Below are 22,052 nucleotides of genomic sequence, written 5' to 3' on the forward strand. Positions count from 1 at the left end.
TGGCCCTGCCGCGTGTCTCTACTACCCGTCCCGGTTCGCGAGTGACCCTGGGTCGACGGATTCGTAGTCGACGATGGCGTCGAAGTACGCCAGCGCAAGCGCGTCGCCGTCGATTATACCTCGTCCGTCTGGTTCTCGGAGCGTCGTTTGGACGAAGTGCGTAGCCACGAGCACTGCTCTCGCGTCACCAGATTCGTCGAGGTCGCGTTGTGCGTTCGACACCAAGAGACTCGCAGTGAGCACGTCGAAGACGTACTCAGCGAGTCGCTTCGCCTCGTGTTGAGCGTAGTCGTCGTCTGCGTCTGCGAGTGTCTCGATTGCGGTTTGAAGCGTGGTGAACTCCTCGGCGACGACAGAAGCGAGTTCGTCGAGGGCAGGGTGGTCGACAGAAGAGAGGAGTGCGTCGACGTGGGACACGAGAGCCTCGTGGGCCGCTTCTTTCTCGAACGTCCGAAGCAGGTCGAGCGAGAGGATGTTCGAGGTCCCTTCCCATATCGGAAGCACCTGCGCGTCGCGGTACAGTCTGTGGGTGACGAAGTCGCTGACGTAGCCGTTTCCACCCTGAATCTCCATCGCGTAGGAGGCAGTATCGACCGCCATCCGTGCGGTTCGGTACTTCGCAATCGGTGTCAACACGCGCATCAACCGATATGCGTCGCGGTTTTCGTGGTCACGCTCGTACCGGTCGAACCATTTTCCGGCCTCCATCGCAAACACGAGTGCCGCCTCGAAGTCGACTGCCATGTCGACGAGGTCACGCTTCACGAGCGGATACTCTCGAATTGCGTTGCCGAAGGCCTCGCGGTTCGTTGCTTTACGTTTGCTCTCGACGAGTGAGCGACCCATAATCCCGACAGCACCGACGGCGTTCGTGATACGCTCCCAGTTGAGCATCGTCGCCATGTACCTGAACCCTCGTTCGGGTTCGCCGACGAGATACGCCTCGGCGCCTCGGAACTCGACTTCACCGGTCGGCACGCTAATCGTCCCGAGTTTGTCTTTCAACCGGCGATACAGTTGGTCGTTGAGTATTCCATCTTCTGTCTCGTGTGGGACGAGAAACAACGAGAGTCCGTTCGTCCCCTCCGGGGCGTCAGGTCGGCGTGCGAGCGCGAGTGTGCCATCTGCATCGATATTGCTACAGAACCACTTCTCCCCCGTCAGTTCGTACCGTCTGGACGGGTCGTCAGCGCTATCGAGTGACTCTGCGACGGTTTCTATCGCCCCCACGTCGCTTCCCCCCTGTTCTTCAGTGAGAAACATCGCGCCCTCGATGAGTGATTCGTACGAACGCGTCGTGAGTGCGGAATAGTAGTCGTCGAGATGGCCTTCAGTATCGTGATTCCGCAAGACGAGTGCTGCCCCAGCAGTCATGGAAACCGGACAGACGAGGCCGGTGTCGACGTACGAGAGCAACAGTTGCATCGTCAACGTGTGAATGAGTCCGACTGGTTCGTCACGGTCCGACGGGGGAGTAAACGCGTCAGCGACGATACCAGACTCGTAGACCAGACGTTCGTTCTCTCTCTGTGCAGGGTGATACTCGACTTCGTTTTGCACCTCACCGTATGCATCGTAGGTGTGCAATTTCGGTCCGTGGTCGTCCACGACGTCAGAATTCTCACTGACGACCGTTCCGACGAGTTCACCGAACTGGTCGAGTTGGCTCTTCGCCCACTCGAATTCACCGTTCGGATACACTCGGCGGGCCGTCGCTCGAAGCGGAGGCGTACAGCGCCAGTAGTTGGTGTCTTGCCCATTTTCGTGTTCTCCACTCGGAGACCCGTCGTTCGACATATGTCACCGAACAGCATCGATTCGTGTAAAGTCAGTGGTTGTTTCGGTGGGAATCGATTAGCGACATCCTCACCCGTTCAAGCCAGATATGGGCTGTTTCCATGATATTCTGGATTTATTGATGGTCAAAAGCAAATGAACGAACGTTATGATTTATTTAAAGAGCCCACAGCTGTGGGGAGAACTCTTAGCAATATCGCAAGTATCTTGTTGGTTGTTAACGCATGACTCAAAACTTAGGTGTCGACGTTGGCGGCACGTTCACGGACGTCATCGTATTCGACGATGAGACACACGAATTAACCATCGACAAGGTGCTTTCGACACCAGCCAATCCGTCTGAGGGTGTCCTCACGGGGATAACCGAGGCGACACAAAAGGCCGGAACGTCTGTCGCGGAACTCTCCTTGCTGTTTCACGGAACGACGGTCGTAACGAACATGCTCTTAGAGGAGACCGGTTCGCGTGTCGGCCTCATCACGACCACCGGTCACGAGGACATCCTCCACTTGGCACGAGCGTGGACACCCGGTCCACTCTATGGTTGGATGGGGATGGAAAAACCGGACCCACTCGCGGACTTGACCGACACACGAGGTGTTTCAGGGCGAATTTCCTCACCCGATGGAACCGAAATCGAACCGCTCGACGAAACAGAGATTCGACAAAAGGTGCAAGAACTGTACGAAACTGGAATCGAGTCGTTGACCATCGCACTTCTCAACTCGTATCTGAATCCCGCACACGAACAGCGAATTCGTGACATCGTCACCGAGGAGTATCCAGACCTTCCGGTCTCGATTTCCTCGGAAATCGTCCCCGAGTACGGAGAGTACGAACGAACGCTAACGACGGTCATCAACGACTACGCACGTCCAACAGTCATCTCGTATCTTGACGGGTTGGACGCGTCGCTGCAAGATGCCGGGTCTTCGGCGACGATGAACGTCGTCCGTTCGGACGGCGGCCTGATGAGTTCAGCGGCCGCGAAACAGCGTCCAGTCGACCTCGCGCTGTCTGGTCCGTCGGGGGGAGTCGTTGGAGCGGCGACGATTGCGAGCAAAAAGGGCGTTCCGGACGTACTCACGCTCGACATGGGTGGGACGTCGACAGACGTCTCGCTCGTCGAAGACGGGACACCCGAGTCGACACGTGAGACGAAAGTCGGCTATCGCGAGTTCAAGTCTCGCGGCGTCGACGTCAACACAGTCGGTGCTGGCGGTGGGTCGATCGCCCGTGTCCAACTCTCTGGGGCGCTTCAAGTTGGGCCAGAAAGTTCCGGGGCAGACCCCGGCCCAGCGTGTTACGGCCGCGGCGGAACCGAACCAACGGTGACCGACGCGAACGTCGTCCTCGGTCGAATCCCACCGTCTGTCCAACTCGGTGGACGAATGGAACTCGACCGAGAGGCGGCCCGTGAAGCCATCTCGACTATCGCGGAAGAACGGGGCACGTCTATCGAAGAAGCCGCACAGGCAATCGTCGACATCGTCAACGAGAACATGCACGGCGCACTGCGCGTCGTGTCTGTCGAACGTGGGTACGACCCGCGTGAGTTCGGACTCGTCGCCTTCGGCGGGGCCGGACCAATGCACGCGAACGCGCTCGCCGACGTCATGGACACCTACCCGCTTGTTATCCCTCCGGGACCTGGTGTGATGAGTGCCTTCGGGTTCCTGACGAGCGATATCCAAAACGAATTCTCCGAGACGTACCTCCAGACCGACCGAGATGTGAGTGGCGAGGACGTCGCCGAGACACTCGAAGCCATCCGTTCAGAGGCTTCGGAGTGGCTCGAGTCAGAAGGCGTCCACAGCGACGACCACTCGTTCGAGTACTTCGCAGACTGTCGGTACTACCGACAGGACATCCAGATGTCGATTCCGATCGATGTCGACAATCTCCAACACGAGAAGGGGCTCGCAGAGATAAAAGACGACTTCGAGTCACGCCACGAACATCGATTCGGCTTTTCACTGGATGCACCGCTCGAAATCGCGAACCTTCGCGTCGTTGGCCGTGGAGAAATCGAGGGCGTACAGTTGGTCACCAGAGAACTCGGCGACGAAGACGCGAGTCACGCCCAAACAGGCACCCACGAGGTGTTTTTCGACGACGAGTATCACGAGACACCAATCTACGACCGAACTGACCTCCGACCGGGCAACCAGCTGGACGGTCCGGCGATTATCGTCGAGGACGACTCGACCATCGTCGTCCAACCGAACCACGAAGCACGAATCGACGAATACGAGAACATCGAGATAACCCGAGGTGAAACCCAATGAGCACAAGCGAAACACCAGAGTTCGTCGGTGAGCACGACGTCGACGCGACGACGCTCGACATCATAGAAAGTACGTTATCGAACGCCCGCTACGAGATGGACCGTGTCCTCGAGACGACGGCGATTAGCCCCGTCATTCGAGAGCAATCAGACCAATTCCCACTCATCGCCGACGCGAAAGGACGGATGGTCATGGGACAGTTCGGGAGTGCAATCGATACGATAATCGAGAACTCATCGTTCGACTGGGATGACCTCGAAGAGGGAGACGTCATCGCGACGAACGACCCCTACATGTGTGCCGGTGCACTGTCCCACACACCGGACATGCTGCTACTTCGCCCCATCTTCTACGACGGCCACCTGGTCGGCTTTTCGAGCCAGTGGGGCAACCTGATGGACGTCGGCGGAAAGACACCGGGGAGTATGCCGGTGACGGCGCGGACGATTTTCGAAGAGGGTGTCAGACTTCCACCCGTCAAGCTCTACAAGAAGGGTACACTCGATGCGGAACTCCTCGAAACCTTCGCGCACAACACCCGACTTCCGGAACACGCCGAAGCAGACATCAAGGCACTCGCCGCCGGAACGAAAGCGGCTGAGACTCGTGTGCAGGAACTCTGTGACCGCTTCGGACGAGAGACGTACGTCGAAGCGACTGACGCCATCTTGGACCGCACGCGGGACGGGATGATAAACCTGATTCGGGAGTTCATCCCAGAGGGTGAGCGGTACACCTTCGAAGACTACGTCGACGACGATGGGCTCGGTAATGGGCCGATAAAACTCCACCTCGAAATCTACCGCGAGGGGGATACAGTCTACCTCGATTGGGAGGGAACCGACGACCAAGTACCGGGGACGGTCAACTTCCTCCTCAACGAGAAGATGTTCAAGATGTTCGTCGGTGTGTTCCTCATCATGGCGTTTGACCCGCTGTTGACGTTCAACGACGGGTACTACGACCTCTTCGAGGTGAACCTCCCCAAAGGAAGCGTCATCCAACCTGAGTTCCCCGCGGCACTCGGGAATCGCCTCCCACTCATGGCCCGGCAGTTCGACGTCCTGCAGGCGACGTTCTCGAAACTCATCGATGGGTTCAGCGTCGCTGGGAGTTACGGCACGTCCCCCAACTTGGTGTACGCCGGAGTGGACTCGGACGGAAACCCCTTCCAGATGCTCGAAATTCTGTACGGGGGAATCCCCGCGAGGCCGGGTGGCGACGGACTCGACGGTCATTCGTGGTGGCCGCTCTTTCGGACCGTCCCAGCAGAGTATCAGGAAGCCTACTACCCACTGACTATCAGCGAGTACAGTACGCGGCAAGACACTGGTGGACCCGGTGAGTTCCGTGGCGGCCACGGGATTAGCAAAGTCTACACGTTCGAAGAAGACGGTTCGATTACCTTCCAAGACGACCGAGCGCACACCTACCCGTGGGGTGTCGATGGGGGAAAACACGGGAAGACGAGCGAGAAGATTCTCATCCGAACGGACGGGTCCGAAGAGCACATCCCATCGAAAGCAGAGAACGTCACCGTCAGCGCAGGCGACAAACTCGTCTTCAGGACCGCCGCCGGTGGAGGACTCGGAGACCCATTGGACCGTGACCCTGCTGTCGTAGAGACCGAAGTCAGGCGAGGACTCGTCTCCGAATCGGCCGCCCGCGATGAGTATGGGGTTGTTCTCGGTGACGACGGCAGCGTCGATGCCTCGGCTACCGAATCCAAACGAGAGGAGATTCGGACACGACGAGACGACCTGCAGGAATTCGATTATGGGCCACTACCCGACTACGACGAACTGGCCCAACAAATCGCCGCCGAGCGCAGAGAGTTCGACGACCGTGATTGAACGGCGTCGACAACACACCCAACCCACGACATCCCCTCGAAGACCCCCATGACAGACTGGATCGACGAAACCGAAGCGACGTACACCGAACGGGAGTTCGGAAAAGACGTTGGATTCGGGAATCGGCCCGCGTTGGTCGTCATCGATTTAATCAACGCGTTCACCGACCCCGAGTCGAACCTCGGCATGGATGCAACGCCCGTGTTGGAAGCGACAACACGACTGCTGGAGGCATTCCGTCGGTACGACCTTCCGCGATATTTCACCACTGTTGCGTTCGAGGAGTCGTACGGGGACGCGGGATTGTTCATCGAGAAAGTGCCCGCACTCAAGGAACTGCGTCTCGGTACAGACCGCGTTTCCGTCGACGACCAACTCGCGCCACGCAACGACGAGCGCGTCGTTCTCAAAAAATACGCGAGCGCGTTCTTCGGAACAGACCTCCAGACCGAACTGACTACGAACAGCGTCGATACACTCGTCCTCGCGGGCGTGACGACCAGCGGATGCGTTCGTGCAACTGCGGTCGATAGCTTACAACACGGATACCGAACGATAGTACCAGCAGACGCTGTCGGTGACCGAGCCGACGGCCCGCACGAAGCGAACCTGTTCGATATCGACGCGAAGTACGGCGACGTCGTGACTACCGATGCGGTCGTCGCTCATCTGGACGAATCCTTCGGCAACTCGGCTAGCGGTACTCCCTAAATTATGCGTACAACACGCCACTCACTACACAGTAGAATCGTTCACTCGTCGTCTCCTGAGACTCACGGGGGATTGGATACCCGATGACTGCCCGGAGTCGACACGGACCACTCGACGGACTTCGGGTCATCGACATGTCAGGGATGATAAGCGGAGCGTTCGCAACGACGATGCTCGGAGATTTCGGTGCCGACGTCGTCATGGTCGAACACCCCAAAGTCGGCGACCCAATCCGAGAGTGGCCACAGAAGACCCCCGATGGAACGTCGCTTTCGTGGAAGTCGTTGGGACGCAACAAACGCTGTGTCACGCTCGACCTCGGGAGTGACCGCGGGCGAGAGATTGCGCTCACGCTCATCGCAGAGGCAGACCTCGTCTTCGAAAATTTCCGTCCAGGGACGATGGAACGCTGGGGCCTCGGTCCCGACGACATTCACGAAGTCAACGAGCGAGCGATTATGGTTCGCCTTTCTGGCTACGGCCAAACTGGACCCAAATCGCACAAACCGGGGTTCGGAACGATTGCTGAAGGTATCTCGGGGTGGGCACACGCGAACGGGTTCCCGGACCGAGAACCGCTCTTGCCACCCATCAGTCTCGCGGACCTCACCGCGGCCCAGTTCGCGCTTCAATCCTCACTGATGGCGCTGTTCGAACGCGATATCGGCCGGGGAGGAAGTGGGAAGGGGCAAGTCATCGATGTCTCACTCACGGAACCACTGTGGAGATTGTTCTTCGGTGAGGTCGAAGCGTACGACAGACAAGAACACATCCGCGAACGGACGGGAAATCGCCATCCAAACACTGCTCCTCGGAACATCTACGAGACGGCAGATGGGTACATGACGATGTCAGCGTCGAATCAGAAGATATTCGAGCGGGTCGCACACGCCATCGATAAGCCGGAACTCATCGACGACGACCGGTTCGAGACGAACGCCACGCGTGTCGAACACGCCGACGTACTGGATGCGGAGATAGAGACCTGGACTAAACAGCGTTCGACCGCAGAAGCCATCGAGATTCTCGAAGAAAACGACGCTATCGTCGGCCCAGTATACGATATGGCCGATATCTTCGCCGACGAGCAGTTCCGATCTCGGGAAGCGATCATCGAAGTCGAAGACACCGACATCGGGGCAACGAAGACGTTCGCGCCGGTTCCACGGTTCTCACGAACGCCGGGAGAAGTCGAATTCCTCGGTCCCAAGCATGGTGAGCACAATACGGAAGTCTACATGGGTGAACTCGGGTTTTCTGAAGAGGAACTGGAGACACTCGAAGCGGATGGTGTCATCTGAATGGAGCTCAGCGACGTCACCCTTCGTGAGGGCGACCAAATGCCCGGTCGTGAGTTCACCACGGAACAGAAGATTCAGGCCGTTCGCGAACTGGACGACCTCGGTGTTCCGTATATTCAGCCAGTCTTCCCTGTGACCGGGGAGAAAGACCGAACCGTCTTAGCTGAACTCGCTGGAACGACCGACGCGGAGATTATCGCGCTCGCTCGGGCGTTATCGAGTGACATCGAACTCGCTCTCGATGGCGGCGCGGACATCGTCGAGGTATTCCTCTCAGTGTCTGACCGACATCTCGAACACCTACTCGGGAAGTCTCGAAGAGAGATGGAGACGATGCTCGTCGATGCCGTCGACTACGTCACCGACCACGGGGGCATCCCGCACGTCACACTCGCGGACGCCTTTCGAACGGACGTCAACGACCTCGTCCGTATCTTCGAGTTACTCACCGACCCACCGGTCGTCACCCTCGCCGATTCAGTCGGTGTACGAACGCCCAGCAGCACGCGACACTTCCTCAAAGAACTCGAATCGAACGGTGTCAACCTCGGGCGCGTCGGGGTACACTTCCACGACGATTTGGGGTGTGCGACAGCGAACGCACTGACTGCCTACGAGATGGGGGTCGCGAAGGCTGATGCGAGTATCGCTGGACTCGGCGAGCGAGCGGGTAACAGCGTCCTCGAAGAAGTAATCGCGGCCTGTGCTGTCGACTTCGACGATTCCCTCGGCATCCACGAAGAAGCGCTCGTACCGACGTGTCGGCGCGTGCTCGAGACCGTCGACGAGTCGTACGACGAGCGAAAGGCCGTCCTCGGGTCGAAAACTGCCGAGCACGAATCAGGCATCCACACCGCGGCGATGTTATCAGACCCGGCAACGCTCGAACCGTTTGACCCAACACGGTTCGGTGGGGAACGACAACTGTGGTTCGGCGCTCCGACAGGAACGGGTGCTGCGAGGTGGCTCCTCGAACGGGCGGGCGTTGCGGCGGACAAAAACACAGTGGCAGCGTATCTCGATGCACTGGCCGAGCGAGGTCCGCTCAACCTCGACGATGCACTCCAACTAGCCACACACCAGTTTGGAGAGAGTTAGTCAGACCGTCTCTGTCCAACAGGGATGACGCTCACCGGACATCATCTACTCTGTTTTTCGAACCACTCAGGGAGTGGAAGCCAACGGTGCAGATTCATTATCGTTGGTGTGCATTGGTGGCATACGACATGACATGTTCGAAGCAGAGATTCACCTCCAACAACACAAACGGTGCATCCTAACCGACGTCGCGTCTGAATTTGACGCCTCGTTCGAGATCGCCATTGAGGAACTCCACAACCACCAAGTGACGTTCGTTATCGAGTTCGAAGAGACCACGGAGGCCATCTTCGAGTTCATGCGAGACTCTTCACAGGTTAGTCACATCGAGCGAATGTCCTCGAACAAATATCTCGTCACGAAACAATCGTGTGGTGCGTACGATGCCATCGACCGAAATCACGGAATCATCAGACGCCGGAGTCGGATATCACCCGAACGCCGTGTCTACAGCGTACTGTTGTTCCGACGCGAGGACCTTCGGGCGATGATAGAGGAGTTCAAACGTATCGGTAACCCAACACTCGGGTCGATTAAACAGTTCGAGGCACCGTCGTCACAACTTACCACTCGGCAGCGAGAAGTCATCCAACTCGCGTTGAACCACGGCTACTTCGATTGGCCTCGAAAACACACTGCAGAGGAGGTGGCGCAGGAATTGAATATCGACCATTCGACGTTCCTCGAACATATCCGAAAAGCACAACGGAAACTGCTCTCGAAAGCACTCTCAGACGAACGAGAGTCGACCAGCCTTCCGCAGTTCACTGAATCGTGAAATCCCATTCGTCCCCTCACTCGGGGTCGAACTCCGAGAACGGGCGTCTCACATCTCGCTGGATGAGGTCCTCGTCAGAGACTCGAAGTCCGAGGTCACTTAGTTCGCGGGCGATTCGTGCGAGGTCGGTCGAATCGGTTCCGATGGCTGTCACCAAGACGTTGTTCTCCCCAGTGGCGAGTTCGCGTACACCAACGACACCTGCCACGTCGAGCGCATCGGTACAGAGGCCCCTTCGAACAGGAATCTCCGCGGTACACTCCATCTGCATGAAGAGTTGATAGCCGGCTTTCTTGTAGTCGACCGTCGCGTGGTATCCGGTGATGATTCCCTCAGATTCGAGTCGCTGGATGCGTTTTCGGACCGTGCTCGGTGATGCGTCCACTTGCTCGGCGATATCTCGTGACGAGACGTGTCTCGCGTCTCGCTGGAGTTCGTGGAGAATCCGTCTGTCGAGTTCGTCGAGTCCCTTGAGAGTCATGGTCGCACCTCGGGACGGCACACGGAATTCGTTGTGGTTCGTATCGAAGCGTGCGTCTGTTTGCGACCCACCTCACCACGAACTTCGAACGGCGTCTTCGGCGCGTTCAATTCGCGGCCTCCCCCGGGAACAACGCCGCGAAACAGTCGTCGATAAAGTCGGGAATCGCGATGTTGTTTCCGGCTTTGATTTTGATGATGACGCCGGTACTATCTGTGAGGTACAGGTGGACCGCTGTCGCCCTGTCGTGCTGGAGGACGAGTGAGTTGACGTCCCCGAGGTGTGCGTAGACTTCTTCGACGTACGGGCGTCTGAAGAGGGCAATCGACCGGTGGACGACCACGTCGAAGTCGTGGGTCGACAGTTCGGTTTTCAGGTCCGGACGGATGTAGTGGACCGTGTAATTGTACGTCGATGCGTCGAACGACGCGACCCATCGAAGGTCGTCGTCGAACCGGTCGCGGAGCATCGCGACGAGGGTGTCGTATTTCGGTGCGGCACTGGTGTCGATTGATTTGGACATGGTTCTGTGTGTTACGAGGCGAGGAGAACGACACTCAGTGCGACTCCCACCGTTGCGAAGAGGAAGACGAGTGCCGACTGGATAGTGTCGTTCAGTCGCGGGTCGGCCCCGACGAGCGAGGCGAACCGTTCGATGAGCGATGCAGAAGCGTGGTTCGCTGCGTTGCCGATGGCAATCGCACCGACAGAGAGTGCTGTCGTCCCCCGAACAGCGAGTGGATAGAGGACTCGGTCGACGTCGGCGAGGTGTATCTGAGCGAGTCGCGTTCGGAACGCGACGAACCCGAGCGTACCAACGATGAGGACGGCACCGGCTTTGACGAGTTCACTCGTCGCGTACGCGTCGAATCCACCAGAATCGCCGGGCATGGGGCCGAGGAGTGTCTCTGGGAAGACGCCGAAGACGACCGACGGGATGGCGATAGCAATCAGCACAACTCGGAGAGTGAGGCTGGTGGGCCGCACGTCGATGTCGTCCGGGGCGGCACGGACGAACGCGTAGTAGCCGAACTTGGCGAACGAGAGCACAGTTCCGACACTGCCGACGACGAGCATCCACCACAGTGCCGTCTCACCCGTGCTCTCGACGGCCTTCGTGATGAGGCCTTTACTGACGAACCCAGCGAAGCCCGGTGCTCCCGTGATGGCGAGTGCGGCGACGAGGAACGTCACGAACGTCACGGGCATCACGCGGGCGAGTCCTCCGAGGTATTTGAGTGACTTCTTTCCAGTCCGGTAGACGATGACACCGGCGACCATGAACAACAAGCCCTTGTAGAGGACGTGTGCCACGAGGTGCGCAAACGCACCGGACAGGCCGGCAGCAGTGCCGATTCCGAGCGCGACGACCATGTACCCCACCTGCGAGATGATGTGGTACGACAGGAGGCGTCGCATATCGGTCTGGAAGATGGCCTGAGTGACCCCGTAGACGATCATGATGCCACCAACCCACGCGACGAGGATGGCTCCGTCAGGCGCGACTCGGGCGAGTACCACGACGGCGACTTTCGTCGTGAAGGCCGCGAGGACGACGCTCGCTGCGACGTGCGGCCGGGGGTAGGTCTCTGGTAGCCAGAAGTGGAGGCCGATGAAGCCGAGGTTGACGCCGACACCGACGAGTGCCAGCGTTCTCGGCAGTCCTCCCGTGAGGCCACCGTCATAGACGAACGACCCGGTCGTCGCGAAGTGGAACGCGATGCCGGCGACGAGGAACGCACCACCGATGAGGTGGTAAATCGCGTACCTGAACGCGGGTCGAACGGCGTCACCACCGTGGTGCCAGACGAGGACCGTCGCGGTCACGGCGAGGAGTTCCCAACTGATGAGGAGGGTCAGCCAGTCTCCTGCGGTCACTGCGGCGACGCCGGCACCCATGTACGCCAGCGAGTAGAGTTGTTGGCGCGAGTCGGCGTCGGTGGCGTAGCCGTAGACCAGGTTGATAGCGGCGACGAAGCCGAAGAGCATCGCCACCGGGCGGGAGAACCCGTCGACAGTGAGAAGCACCTGTTCGAATCCGAGCGGTGAGACCACGAGGTACGACCCAGCGTCGATGGCCCACATCCACGGAATGGTGAGAGCCACGAGGAGGGCCCCGACGACCGTCCCGATGAGTCGTGGTGCGACGAGTACGACGAGTATCGCGAGGAGGAACGCAATCCACGGCGGGGCGAGCGTCACGAACTCGGTCATCCGAACACCTCCGCGACCACTGTCTCGGCGAGGTCCCAGAACGGAAGGTACCCCGGGACGACGCCGAGGACGACGGCGACTCCGACGGTGACGAGAATCGGGACCAGCATGAGTGGCGTCGTCTCGGTCGACACCGTTCGGCGTTCCCACCCGACGTGTCCGAGTCGGTTGGTCACGTCACCACCATCGGTCGCGTGGGGGCTCTTCGATGCGGTGCCGCTTCCGACAGCGTGCGAACTGTCGGCGGCGTGCGCTGGCGCGAAGGCGTGCTGACTCGCGGGGGTCGAACCGTCACGCTGGCCGAAGAACGCGGCGTAGACGATAGGCCAGAAGTAGAGGAGTTTCAGTAATCCGGCCACGAGGTAGGCAGCGACGAACACCGGAGCAGGGCCCTCTGCGACGCCGACGACGAGCGTGAACTTGCTAACGAACCCCGCGACGAACGGGAATCCAACGAGCCCTGCGGCCGCAATCGCGAACACAGTCATCGTGACCGGAAGCCGACGCCCGACGCCGGCGAGGTCCGAGACGTACTTTTCGCCCGTCTCGACGGCGACGATACCCGCGACGAAGAACAGGGTAATCTTCATGAACGCGTGGGCGACGATGTGGAGGAGTGCACCGAACACCGCGAGTGGCGTCGCAATCGCGAGTCCTAACACGATGTACGAGAGTTGCGAGATGGTCGAGTACGCGAGGCCACGCTTGAGGTTGTCCTGCCGAATACCGACGAGTCCCGCGACGACCATCGTCACCGCCGCAACCACGGCAAGCGGGAGGCCCATGCCGAGGTCCCACGTCGTCTCCGGCCCGAAGACGTAGAGGACGGTCCGAGAGAGCGCGAAGACACCACTCTTGACGACTGCGACAGCGTGGAGGAGTCCCGAGACGGGCGTCGGTGCGACCATCGCCGTCGGGAGCCACTCGTAGAGTGGGACGAGTGCCGCTTTGACCCCGAACCCGACGGCGAGGAGGATAAACGCGACCTGAGCCAGCGTCGAGTCCGTCGCGGCGAGTTCGGAGATTCCACCCGGAACGAACGTGAGCGTCCCAGCGAGAACCGCGACGAGGAGGATTCCCGCGAACGCGACGACGCCGCCACCGAGTGTGTACACGATGTACGTGCGCCCGGCCGCGCGTGCCGTTTTCGTTCCGGCGTGGACGACGAGTGGGTACGTTGCCAGCGTCAGGAGTTCGTAGAAGACGAACAGCGTCAGCAGATTCGCCGCGAGTGCGACACCCATGGTCGCGGCGATGCTCCCGGCGAACGCTGCGAAGAACCGGGTCTGGTCGTGTTCTTCGAGGCTACGGACGTAGCCGACGCTGTAGACGCTCGTCACGGTCCACAACGTCGATGCGAGCAGTGCGAACAGCAGTCCAGCCGCGTCTCCCCGCAGTGCGAGTTCGATACCGGCGATAGACCCAAGTGAGGACACGTGGGTAACTGGCCACCAAATCATCGCAGCGACGACGGCGAGCGTCCCGAGTGCGCTCAGGAACGTCCACCCCTCACGAAGCGCCGGGTTCGACCGCGACGCGTAGATGAGTGGAATCGCAACTGCGGGGATGGCGACCGCAGCGAGTGGCAGGAGGGAAATGACGTCGGTCACAGCCATCCCTCCACGACCGGTTCGAACCATGCTGCGAGGTCGGACGACCAGAGGCCGAGTGCGACGACGACGATGCCGACGACGGCGATGATGACCGAGGCACGAGTCAGGGTCTCTGTGGGCAGTCGTCCACCGTCAGCACTCACGTGTGGTCGGCCTGGGGACTCGCCTCCGGTTCGGCCGAGGGCACCCGCACTCGGCACGTCGAAGACCATCGTCTCGACGAGACGGCCGACGTAGAGAATCGACAACAGCGTACTCCCGACGACGAGTGCTGCGACGGTCCACGATTCGGCCGCGACGGCACCGAGTGCGACGTACCACTTCCCGGCGAAGCCAGCGGTCGGTGGAAGTCCGACGAGCGACGCGAACACGACGGCGACGGCGACAGTGAACAGGGGTGCGTCGCGGACGAAGCCAGCGTAGTCAGCGACCGTCTCCAGTTCGAGGTCTCTCGCGAGCAGTCCAAACGCGGCGAACAAGCCGCCTTTGGCGACGGCATGGCTGATGAGCAAGACGAGCGAACCGGTCACCGCTGCGGGCGTGGCGAGACCGATGCCGACGACGATGAGACCGAACTGCAAGACCGACGAGTACGCGAATAACCGACGGACGTCCGTCTGGCGGAGCGTCAGGACACCCCCAGCAACCACACTCACCGCCCCGCGACGATGAGGCCGACTCGTGCGGCAGGTACCTCGGTCAGGAATTCGAGCGTGTACACACCGAACGTCAACCGCACGAGACCGTACCCCGCGATAGTCGAGACGAGTGTGGCCAGTAGCGCACTCACGTCGGCTGGGGAGGTTGCGTACGCGACAGGCTTCCACGTGTGGAGTGGGAACAACGCGATTTTCACACCGAGTCCCACTGCGATGAGGACGAACGACGCGACGACCAGCGTCGAGTCGTAGCCGACAGTTCGGAGTGCCGCGTTGAGACCGGCCATCGAAAGCGTTCCGGTCCCGACGTAGAGGTAGCCGACGCCGAGTAGATAGAGCGTTGCACCTACAGTCCCGACGAGGAGGTACCGGAACGCGGCGAGGGCGGCCGGAGCACCCCGGCCAGTCGCCACGAGAGCGTACGCGGCGAGTCCAGAAATTTCGAGGAAGACGTACAGGTTGAACACGTCTGCGGTGACGGTCACGCCGGAGAGGCCTGCGACGAGCAGGAGCCACAGACTGTCACCGAATCCAGAGGCTTCGGCTCGGACCGTCGTGAAGAACGCGACTGCGCTACCAGCGACGAGGAGCAAGAACGCACTCGTCACGGCGTCTGCAGCGAGGCCGATACCCACCTCGCTTGGGAGTCCGCCGACGACGTAGGAGAGACGGCCCTCTCGAGCGACGGATACCGTCACTGCGGCGGCGAGACCGAACTGTCCGAGGAGCACGGCACCGGTCAGGAGGCGTGCTGCCCGAGTGCGCTTCCCGACGAGGAGTGGAAGCACAGCCCCGAGGAGCGGAACCGCGACGACGAGTGCGAGCAAGACACTCACGAGCGTTCCACCTCCTTGAGTACGCTCTCGTCGAGGGTACCGTACTCGTTGTACACCCGAACGAGGAGTGCCAACGCGACTGCCGTGACACTCACACCGACGACGATGGCCGTCAGGATGAGGACGTGCGGCAGGGGGTTGACTAGTGGGCCGGGTCCCGAGAGCAGTGGTGCGCTCCCATCACTGCGGTACGCGCTCGTAATGAAGAACAGGAACACGCCCGTCTGGAAGAGGTTCAGTCCGACGACTTTCTTCAGGAGGTTGTCGGAGTCGACGAGGACGAACACGCCGATACCGACCAGGAGGACGTAGGCGACGTAGGCGACCCGAGAACTAAATACTACGACGAGGTCACTCACCGTCGACACCCCCAGTCAGGCGAACGAACAGGCTGATGACGACGCCAGCGACTGTCGCGCCGATGCCGAGTTCGATGAACTCGGTCGCGTAGACCGAGGGCTTCGGGATGGGGAGCACATCGAACTGGAGGAACGAACCGCCTGCGAGGATGCCACTGAAGGCGACCAACCCAAACGCGGCTGGGCCCGCGACGACGAGAGCGAGAAGCCAGCGTGGTGAGAGCCACGCGGTTGTCTCCTCGACGCCGAATCCGAAGGCGAGGATGATGACCGCAGTCGCCGCGATGACCCCACCCTGGAACCCGCCGCCGACAGACGACGTCCCGTGGAACAGGGTAAAGAGGGCGAACGTGAGGACGAACATCGCGATGAATCGGACGGTCACCGTCACGACTGGGCTGTTTGCCGTCGTTCGGTCCGTCATTTCGTCCCCCCGTATCGTAGAACCGCCACGGCGGCGACGACTGCGGTGAACACCACGGCGATTTCACCGAACGTGTCGAACCCGCGGTAGACGACGAGGATTGCAGTGACGACGTTGTCGATACCGCGTTCCGCCGAGTCAGCGACGTAGTACTCCGTCACCGGCCCGAATCCGGGTGAGTCTGTCGCGCCGACGACGGGCAGGGCGGGCACTGTGAGGAGTAGTCCCCCGGTCACGACGACTGCGACGACGACTGAGAGACCGCGGACGTTTCGCACCCCAGACAGCACCGTCGTTCCAAAACTCAGGCGGCGCGGAACGCTCGAATCGCGGGCGTTGCCTCCAGTCTCTGCAGTATCGACCTCGCCGGTGTAATCTTCATCACCCGCACCACCCGACTCATTCGGGTTATCTGCATTATTTGAATTATCCAAACTATTAGAATTCCGTGAAGCGTCGAGGTAGGTACCGAACCCGACGGTTCGAGCGACGACGACGAGGAACAGTGCAGTCGTCACACCGGCACCGACGGCCGCTTCGGTGAGTGCGACGTCGGGGGCACGGAAGACGAGCCACACGAGCGAGAGACCGAGACTGTAGGCTCCGAACGCGGCGAGCGTCGTGAGGATACCTCGTGCGAGCGCGGCGACGAGTGCAGCGACGACGACCAGCGTGAGGAGTATTGCGACGACCCACTCGGTGACCATCTTACTTCTCACCTCCCGTCGAGGAGTAGGCCGGTGGAGACGGACTCGGCTGATCGCCTGCGTCACGGTCACGAGTCCACGGGGGACGCCAGAGCGCACCGCAGCGCGGACGATGGCGTGGGCGGCAGTCGGCCCCGTCACGAGGACGAACACTGCCAGAACGCCGACTTTGAGGGTTGCCTGTCCATCGTCGACTGCGAGTGCCGCAGCGCCGAGTCCCAGGAGTGCACCGAGCGTCTCGGCTTTCGATGCCGCGTGTGCTCGAGCGAACACGTCCGGGAGTCGGACGAAGCCGACGAGCGTGATGAAAGCAAACACGACGCTCCCTGCGACGAGTGCGAGGACGAACGCGTCGAAGGGCGTCATCGCGTCTCACCGCCGTCGAGAGAGAGTCGCGCGAGGCCGAGCGAGAGGAGGAAGTTCAGCAGGCCGTAGACGAGCGCGATGTCGAGGAAGCCGACCTCTCCGAGCGCGACACCGAGGAGTGCGATGATGACGACGACGCTCGTCCCGATGACGTTTACGGCGACGACGCGGTCGGCAGTCGTCGGGCCGACGACGACGCGCCAGAGGAGGGCGATGACGACGAACCCAAGCGCTGCTGCACCGACGAGCAGTCCGTTCGAGAGGAGTGCAGACGTCATCGCGTTCGCTCCTCTCCTCGTGAGGCAGAGTCGTCGAAGACTGCTTCCGCCGACTCTACAGGGCTGTGGCCGACGACGAACCCGACGGCGCGTGCGAGGCCGCCTGCGAGGAGTTCCTCACGGGTCGCGTCGGTAAGTGTGTGGACGACGATGTCGTCACCGTCAACGTCTATCGTGAGCGTCCCCGGTGTCAAGGTGATGCTGTTCGCGAGGAGGGCCGTCGCGAGTCGGCCATCCGGCGCTGGGATACGCACGACGGAAGGGTCGATTGGGAGCCGCGGGTCCAACAGAACGACCGCGAGTGAGAGGTTCGCTCGGACGACTGCGAACAGCAAATACGGGAGGAATACCATCGCACGTGCGAGCGTGCCAACCGTCCGGACAGTCGGCGGGTGTTCGAAGACGACACGTCCGAGAACGAGAGCGACGACGACGGCGCTGACGGCACCCGTCACGATGTCGAACCAGTCCGTGGGGTCGCCGAGGAAGATGTAGAATGTGAAAGCGACGAGTGAAGTCGCAATTCGAGAGCCGATAGCTCCGTGTCCGAGGCCACTCGCGGCTCCGGGCTGGAAGAGCGAGCTCACGACCGGGCCACTCTCCGACAGACTTCGACCGGACTCCGAACTGAGACCATTATAATCACATACTGGTACTATCTCAACAGTATATTACCATATCGGTAAAAAATAGCACTAGTTTATGTTCATGCGGGAACAGAGTACGGCTATGGACACGAACGACAACCTGCCTATCGGAGTCACAGACAGTGGACTACCCGGCCGGACGGGGTGAACTGATGCTCCGAAAACAATTCGAAGACGAACGCGTGTGGGCAGTCGCGTTCGGTCTCGTCCTCGTGACGATGCCAGCAGTGACTCTCATACTCGCATTCGCAGTCTTGAGTGCGACCCAGAGCGCCATCGTCGAACAGTTGACGCTCGTCGAACTCGCCGAGTTGTACCTCGTCGAACTGCTCGCGTTTGCCATGTTCAGCTACCTCCTCTACCGACTCGCTCGCTTCTCGCGGGCGCGACACGATGCACTGACCGAGGACTCGACACCGACCGACGCGGAGAGTACTCGCGGTCGAGAATCGGCAGAGCAGGAGGGGAGTTCGTGAGTACCTCCAAACAGCAGTCACTGAACGGAACAGATGCCGTTCCGTCTCCTGACCGTGCACGGAGCGGTGCGCCGTCTGCCGGTGAAGCGGTCGGTGACCGGTTTTCGACCGACGAAATCTTCCAGCGTGTCGTCGCAACCGCCGACGAGGAAGTCGAATCAGACTCACTGAAACTCTACTTGAGCGGGTTCGCCGCCGGACTCGCGATTACGATCACGTTCTTCCTCTACGCGACGGGGAAAGCGGCCTTCCCAGCCGACGCGTCTGGGCTTCTCGCGCCACTTCTCTACCCGCTCGGGTTCGTCTACATCATCATGGGACGGTACCAACTCTACACGGAGAACACGCTCACACCGGTGACACTCGTGTTGACCCGTGTCGCGAGCGTTCCGTCGCTCCTCCGTGTCTGGGTGAGTGTGCTCGCCGGGAATCTCACGGGCGCAGTCGTCGGCACGTTCGTCCTCGCCAACACGGGTGTCTTCTCGGTGGCAGCAGCAGACGCAGCGGTTGGTATCGGATTCCAGGGAATCGAGACGCCGTGGTGGGACCTCGTGTTCAAGGCGATGTTCGCTGGGTGGCTCGTCGCTGGCCTCGTCTGGCTCGAACACGCGGTGAGAGATTCTATCTCGCGCGTGGTGCTCGTCTTCCTCGTCATCTACGCGATTCCAGCGTCCGGCCTCTACCACATCGTCGTGAGTTCTGCCGACGTGTTCTATCTCGTGTTCACAGGCCACGTCGCACTCACGACAGGGTTGTGGGAATTCGCCATCCCGGTGCTGCTCGGGAACACCATCGGCGGCGTGTTCCTCGTGACCCTCATCAACTACGGCCAGACCGAAAACCGGTTCCCAGAGGGAGAAGGACCACGCGAACGACTCTCCCTCAGAGACTGGTTGTTCAGCCTGCGTATCAGCAGACCAGCCGAGTGAGGTGGCCAGACCCGAGGGTCACTGAAATCACCTTACGAAACGGAGACGTGTCACCCGACGGACCGTGTTTGTTCTAATCAAAAGTACCATCATACCTCGCTACACAGTACCGCGTACGTAGGTGGTTTCCGTGACCGAGAAACGCGAATACAAAGACGACTATCCCGAGAAAAAACTGTACATCCCCGGCCCGACGGAAGTGCGCGACGACGTCGTCCAGGAGATGTGCCAACCGATGTTCGGCCACCGGATGGACCGGATGACCGACCTCTATACGACTATCGTCGAGGACACGAAGGAGTTCCTCGGAACCGACAACAACCTGATGGTTCTCACTGCCTCCGGAACGGAGTTCTGGGAGGCGTCGACGCTCAACCTCGTCGACGAGAACATCCTCTGTACGACCTGTGGAAGTTTCAGTGAACGCCACGCCAACGTCGCCGAGCGACTGGGCAAGAACGTGGACAGACTCGAATACGAGTGGGGACAGGCAGTCAAGCCCGAGGACGTCCGCGAGTACCTCGAACAGAGTGACAAACACTACGACGTGGTGTCCTGTGTGATGAACGAAAGTTCGACGGGTGTGCGCAACCCAATCGAAGAGATTGGCGACGTTATCGCCGAGTACCCGGGCACGTACTTCGTCGTCGACGCTGTCTCCGCACTGGGTGGCGACTACGTCGACATCGACGAACACAACATCGACGTCATCTTCGCGTCGTCCCAGAAGGCGTTCGCGATGCCGCCGGGAGTTGCGGTCTGTGTCGTCAGCGACGACGCGTACGACCGTGAAGTCTCGAAAGACTCTGCCTCGTGGTACGGTGGGTTCCAGCGCGCGTTCGACTACTACGACCGGAAGGGTCAGACGCACTCCACGCCGGCAATCCCCATCATGCTCGCCTACCGCAAGCAGATGAAGTACATGCTCGAAGAGGGACACAAAGAACGAAGTGACCGTCACCGCGAGATGGCCGAGTACACCCAAGAGTGGGCGTACGAACACTTCGACATGTTCCCCGAGGAAGGCTACGAATCGAAAACTGTCGCCTGCATCGAGAACACGCAGGGCATCGACATCGCAGCGACCATCGAGGGCGTCTCCGAGAAGTACGATTTCGCCTTCTCGAACGGGTACGGGTCGGCACTCGGCGAGAAGACGTTCCGTATCGGTCACATGGGCGAACACGATGTCGAGTCTATCAAAGAACTGACCGACGCCATCGAAGACGTCGCTGGCCTCTAACGACCGACGAGACCCCGTTTTCGGCCCCATCTGCAAAGATAGAGTCAAAGACTATCTCCGAGGCCGACGACTCTCCTAGCATAAATGTTGTTCGCGACACAGGTTCCGGTGGTGCCGTTCGAGTCACTCCCGATTGTGGCCACCCTGTCTGCACTCGCGCTGGCGGCGGTCCACCTCCTCATCGGTCAGGGAGTCGACACTGAGACGGGGCCGGGGCGGTCGGCGCTGTCGGCCGCAGGGGGAGCTGCCGTCGCGTACGTGTTCGTCCTGCTTTTGCCCGAAGTAGCGCACTTCGCAGCCGGAGACCCGCGAGTGTCCGCGGGCTCTCTCACCGAGGAGGCAATCTACGGTGTTGCGCTCGCCGGATTCGTCGTGTTCTACGGGCTGGAAGTCCTCGTCGCTCGAGGCACGGACGAGCAGTACGAGTCGCCTCCAGCCGTGTTCTGGGGATACATCTCCGTGTTCGCCCTCTACAGCGGCCTCATCGGCTACCTCCTGTTTCACCAAGAGCTCCCGGGCGCCATCAACCTCCTGCTGTACGCGGTCGCGATGGGACTGCACTTCAGCATCACCGACCACGGGATTCGCCGACACCTCGGGAGACAGTACGACCGCGTGGGGCGGTGGGTGCTCGCGGGTGCGACTCTTGCCGGTGCCGCGGTTGGGTTGGCCACACTGGGTCGGCCGCTCGTCATCACCGGACTGTTCGCGTTCGTCTCCGGCGGTCTCATCCTCAACGTCATCAAGGAGGAGCTTCCGCACCCCCGACGGGGCCGGTTCCTCTCATTTCTCGGTGGCGCAGTCGCGTACACTCTCGTCGTCGCACTCATCTGAGTCCAATCCGAATCAGTTGTGGCCGAACTCACGGTGAGATACATCGGGTATCCACCACGGTTTGTCGCCGAAACCTCCGGCCTCTACTGAAAGTCGTTCGCCGGTGAGTACAGACACGGTATCGTGCACGTGACTTCTATCAGTGGTCGGTGAGGTTTCT

22 protein-coding genes are annotated in these 22,052 nt (G+C 60.5%); 10 read left to right on the plus strand and 12 right to left on the minus strand.

The features are described 5' to 3' along the window. Window positions 1–21: 21 nt before the first annotated feature. Window positions 22–1,797, minus strand: a complete 1,776-nt coding sequence (locus GJR96_RS16300) for an acyl-CoA dehydrogenase family protein (RefSeq protein WP_151164466.1) — start codon at window positions 1,795–1,797, stop codon at window positions 22–24. Between the two features lie 224 nt (window positions 1,798–2,021). On the opposite strand from GJR96_RS16300, the gene GJR96_RS16305 reads away from it, so the two are divergent. The 6 genes from GJR96_RS16305 (at window position 2,022) to GJR96_RS16330 (ending at window position 9,826) form a co-directional block, all read left to right on the plus strand. Beyond that, window positions 2,022–4,085, plus strand: a complete 2,064-nt coding sequence (locus GJR96_RS16305; protein ID WP_151164468.1) for a hydantoinase/oxoprolinase family protein — start codon at window positions 2,022–2,024, stop codon at window positions 4,083–4,085. Continuing rightward, window positions 4,082–5,938 carry a hydantoinase B/oxoprolinase family protein gene (locus GJR96_RS16310; RefSeq protein ID WP_151164470.1) on the plus strand — a complete coding sequence of 619 codons (1,857 nt, stop codon included), beginning with the start codon at window positions 4,082–4,084 and terminating at the stop codon, window positions 5,936–5,938. Before GJR96_RS16305 ends, GJR96_RS16310 begins: the two co-directional genes overlap by 4 nt. Before the next feature lie 48 nt (window positions 5,939–5,986). Continuing rightward, window positions 5,987–6,649: an isochorismatase family protein gene (locus GJR96_RS16315; RefSeq protein WP_151164473.1), complete on the plus strand. Its 663-nt coding sequence runs from the start codon at window positions 5,987–5,989 to the stop codon at window positions 6,647–6,649. 83 nt (window positions 6,650–6,732) lie between these two features. Further along, the gene (locus GJR96_RS16320) at window positions 6,733–7,950 is read left to right on the plus strand and encodes a CaiB/BaiF CoA transferase family protein (RefSeq protein WP_151164477.1); all 1,218 of its coding nucleotides are present in this window, start codon (window positions 6,733–6,735) and stop codon (window positions 7,948–7,950) included. Continuing rightward, window positions 7,951–9,048, plus strand: coding sequence for a LeuA family protein (locus tag GJR96_RS16325; protein WP_151164480.1), 1,098 nt, complete (start codon window positions 7,951–7,953; stop codon window positions 9,046–9,048). 133 nt (window positions 9,049–9,181) lie between these two features. Continuing rightward, a complete protein-coding gene (locus GJR96_RS16330; protein WP_151164482.1) occupies window positions 9,182–9,826 on the plus strand; it encodes a helix-turn-helix domain-containing protein in 645 nt (214 codons plus the stop codon). A 16-nt stretch (window positions 9,827–9,842) separates the two neighbouring features. Here GJR96_RS16330 and GJR96_RS16335 read toward each other — a convergent pair whose 3' ends face one another. The 11 genes from GJR96_RS16335 to GJR96_RS16385 all read right to left on the minus strand — a co-directional run bounded on the left by GJR96_RS16335 (window position 9,843) and on the right by GJR96_RS16385 (window position 18,350). After that, complete coding sequence (locus GJR96_RS16335; RefSeq protein ID WP_151164485.1) at window positions 9,843–10,307, minus strand: Lrp/AsnC family transcriptional regulator; 465 nt, start codon at window positions 10,305–10,307, stop codon at window positions 9,843–9,845. Window positions 10,308–10,413: 106 nt separating this feature from the next. Beyond that, window positions 10,414–10,830, minus strand: coding sequence for a hypothetical protein (locus GJR96_RS16340; protein WP_151164488.1), 417 nt, complete (start codon window positions 10,828–10,830; stop codon window positions 10,414–10,416). A gap of 11 nt (window positions 10,831–10,841) precedes the next feature. Continuing rightward, the gene (locus tag GJR96_RS16345; protein WP_151164490.1) at window positions 10,842–12,521 is read right to left on the minus strand and encodes a proton-conducting transporter transmembrane domain-containing protein; all 1,680 of its coding nucleotides are present in this window, start codon (window positions 12,519–12,521) and stop codon (window positions 10,842–10,844) included. Then, window positions 12,518–14,137 (minus strand): proton-conducting transporter transmembrane domain-containing protein, encoded by a 1,620-nt coding sequence (locus tag GJR96_RS16350; protein WP_151164493.1) that lies wholly within the window; start codon window positions 14,135–14,137, stop codon window positions 12,518–12,520. The genes GJR96_RS16345 and GJR96_RS16350 overlap by 4 nt, the downstream gene beginning before the upstream one ends. Then, a complete protein-coding gene (locus GJR96_RS18430; RefSeq protein WP_323849398.1) occupies window positions 14,128–14,790 on the minus strand; it encodes a proton-conducting transporter transmembrane domain-containing protein in 663 nt (220 codons plus the stop codon). Before GJR96_RS18430 ends, GJR96_RS16350 begins: the two co-directional genes overlap by 10 nt. Continuing rightward, the gene (locus GJR96_RS18435) at window positions 14,787–15,629 is read right to left on the minus strand and encodes a complex I subunit 5 family protein (RefSeq protein WP_255471340.1); all 843 of its coding nucleotides are present in this window, start codon (window positions 15,627–15,629) and stop codon (window positions 14,787–14,789) included. The genes GJR96_RS18430 and GJR96_RS18435 overlap by 4 nt, the downstream gene beginning before the upstream one ends. Then, complete coding sequence (locus GJR96_RS16360; protein WP_151164495.1) at window positions 15,626–15,988, minus strand: cation:proton antiporter subunit C; 363 nt, start codon at window positions 15,986–15,988, stop codon at window positions 15,626–15,628. The genes GJR96_RS18435 and GJR96_RS16360 overlap by 4 nt, the downstream gene beginning before the upstream one ends. Continuing rightward, a complete protein-coding gene (locus GJR96_RS16365) occupies window positions 15,981–16,412 on the minus strand; it encodes an MnhB domain-containing protein (RefSeq protein ID WP_151164498.1) in 432 nt (143 codons plus the stop codon). Before GJR96_RS16365 ends, GJR96_RS16360 begins: the two co-directional genes overlap by 8 nt. Further along, window positions 16,409–17,485, minus strand: a complete 1,077-nt coding sequence (gene mnhG / locus GJR96_RS18335) for a monovalent cation/H(+) antiporter subunit G (RefSeq protein WP_225317772.1) — start codon at window positions 17,483–17,485, stop codon at window positions 16,409–16,411. The genes GJR96_RS16365 and mnhG overlap by 4 nt, the downstream gene beginning before the upstream one ends. Next, on the minus strand, window positions 17,482–17,763 hold the full coding sequence (locus GJR96_RS16380; RefSeq protein WP_151164501.1) for a monovalent cation/H+ antiporter complex subunit F: 282 nt from the start codon (window positions 17,761–17,763) through the stop codon (window positions 17,482–17,484). Before GJR96_RS16380 ends, mnhG begins: the two co-directional genes overlap by 4 nt. Next, window positions 17,760–18,350, minus strand: coding sequence for a Na+/H+ antiporter subunit E (locus GJR96_RS16385; protein ID WP_225317773.1), 591 nt, complete (start codon window positions 18,348–18,350; stop codon window positions 17,760–17,762). The genes GJR96_RS16380 and GJR96_RS16385 overlap by 4 nt, the downstream gene beginning before the upstream one ends. A gap of 212 nt (window positions 18,351–18,562) precedes the next feature. Here GJR96_RS16385 and GJR96_RS16390 point away from each other — a divergent pair, with 212 nt between their 5' ends. The 4 genes from GJR96_RS16390 to GJR96_RS16405 all read left to right on the plus strand — a co-directional run bounded on the left by GJR96_RS16390 (window position 18,563) and on the right by GJR96_RS16405 (window position 21,892). Further along, window positions 18,563–18,886: a hypothetical protein gene (locus GJR96_RS16390; RefSeq protein WP_151164504.1), complete on the plus strand. Its 324-nt coding sequence runs from the start codon at window positions 18,563–18,565 to the stop codon at window positions 18,884–18,886. Beyond that, window positions 18,883–19,815, plus strand: a complete 933-nt coding sequence (locus tag GJR96_RS16395; RefSeq protein ID WP_151164507.1) for a formate/nitrite transporter family protein — start codon at window positions 18,883–18,885, stop codon at window positions 19,813–19,815. The genes GJR96_RS16390 and GJR96_RS16395 overlap by 4 nt, the downstream gene beginning before the upstream one ends. 130 nt (window positions 19,816–19,945) lie before the next feature. Further along, window positions 19,946–21,058, plus strand: a complete 1,113-nt coding sequence (locus GJR96_RS16400) for a pyridoxal-phosphate-dependent aminotransferase family protein (protein ID WP_151164510.1) — start codon at window positions 19,946–19,948, stop codon at window positions 21,056–21,058. An 84-nt stretch (window positions 21,059–21,142) separates the two neighbouring features. Next, the gene (locus GJR96_RS16405) at window positions 21,143–21,892 is read left to right on the plus strand and encodes a hypothetical protein (protein ID WP_151164512.1); all 750 of its coding nucleotides are present in this window, start codon (window positions 21,143–21,145) and stop codon (window positions 21,890–21,892) included. Window positions 21,893–22,052 lie beyond the last annotated feature (160 nt).

Source organism: Haloferax litoreum (assembly GCF_009674605.1).
Classification (GTDB): Archaea; Halobacteriota; Halobacteria; order Halobacteriales; family Haloferacaceae; genus Haloferax; species Haloferax litoreum.

Bases quoted from the DNA above. Each gene is read 5' to 3' on its own strand.
- GJR96_RS16300 (WP_151164466.1), bottom strand. From the start codon at position 1,797: ATGTCGAACGACGGGTCTCCGAGTGGAGAACACGAAAATGGGCAAGAC.
- GJR96_RS16305 (WP_151164468.1), top strand. From the start codon at position 2,022: ATGACTCAAAACTTAGGTGTCGACGTTGGCGGCACGTTCACGGACGTC.
- GJR96_RS16310 (WP_151164470.1), top strand. From the start codon at position 4,082: ATGAGCACAAGCGAAACACCAGAGTTCGTCGGTGAGCACGACGTCGAC.
- GJR96_RS16315 (WP_151164473.1), top strand. From the start codon at position 5,987: ATGACAGACTGGATCGACGAAACCGAAGCGACGTACACCGAACGGGAG.
- GJR96_RS16320 (WP_151164477.1), top strand. From the start codon at position 6,733: ATGACTGCCCGGAGTCGACACGGACCACTCGACGGACTTCGGGTCATC.
- GJR96_RS16325 (WP_151164480.1), top strand. From the start codon at position 7,951: ATGGAGCTCAGCGACGTCACCCTTCGTGAGGGCGACCAAATGCCCGGT.
- GJR96_RS16330 (WP_151164482.1), top strand. From the start codon at position 9,182: ATGTTCGAAGCAGAGATTCACCTCCAACAACACAAACGGTGCATCCTA.
- GJR96_RS16335 (WP_151164485.1), bottom strand. From the start codon at position 10,307: ATGACTCTCAAGGGACTCGACGAACTCGACAGACGGATTCTCCACGAA.
- GJR96_RS16340 (WP_151164488.1), bottom strand. From the start codon at position 10,830: ATGTCCAAATCAATCGACACCAGTGCCGCACCGAAATACGACACCCTC.
- GJR96_RS16345 (WP_151164490.1), bottom strand. From the start codon at position 12,521: ATGACCGAGTTCGTGACGCTCGCCCCGCCGTGGATTGCGTTCCTCCTC.
- GJR96_RS16350 (WP_151164493.1), bottom strand. From the start codon at position 14,137: ATGGCTGTGACCGACGTCATTTCCCTCCTGCCACTCGCTGCGGTCGCC.
- GJR96_RS16365 (WP_151164498.1), bottom strand. From the start codon at position 16,412: ATGACGGACCGAACGACGGCAAACAGCCCAGTCGTGACGGTGACCGTC.
- mnhG (WP_225317772.1), bottom strand. From the start codon at position 17,485: ATGACGCCCTTCGACGCGTTCGTCCTCGCACTCGTCGCAGGGAGCGTC.
- GJR96_RS16380 (WP_151164501.1), bottom strand. From the start codon at position 17,763: ATGACGTCTGCACTCCTCTCGAACGGACTGCTCGTCGGTGCAGCAGCG.
- GJR96_RS16390 (WP_151164504.1), top strand. From the start codon at position 18,563: ATGCTCCGAAAACAATTCGAAGACGAACGCGTGTGGGCAGTCGCGTTC.
- GJR96_RS16405 (WP_151164512.1), top strand. From the start codon at position 21,143: ATGTTGTTCGCGACACAGGTTCCGGTGGTGCCGTTCGAGTCACTCCCG.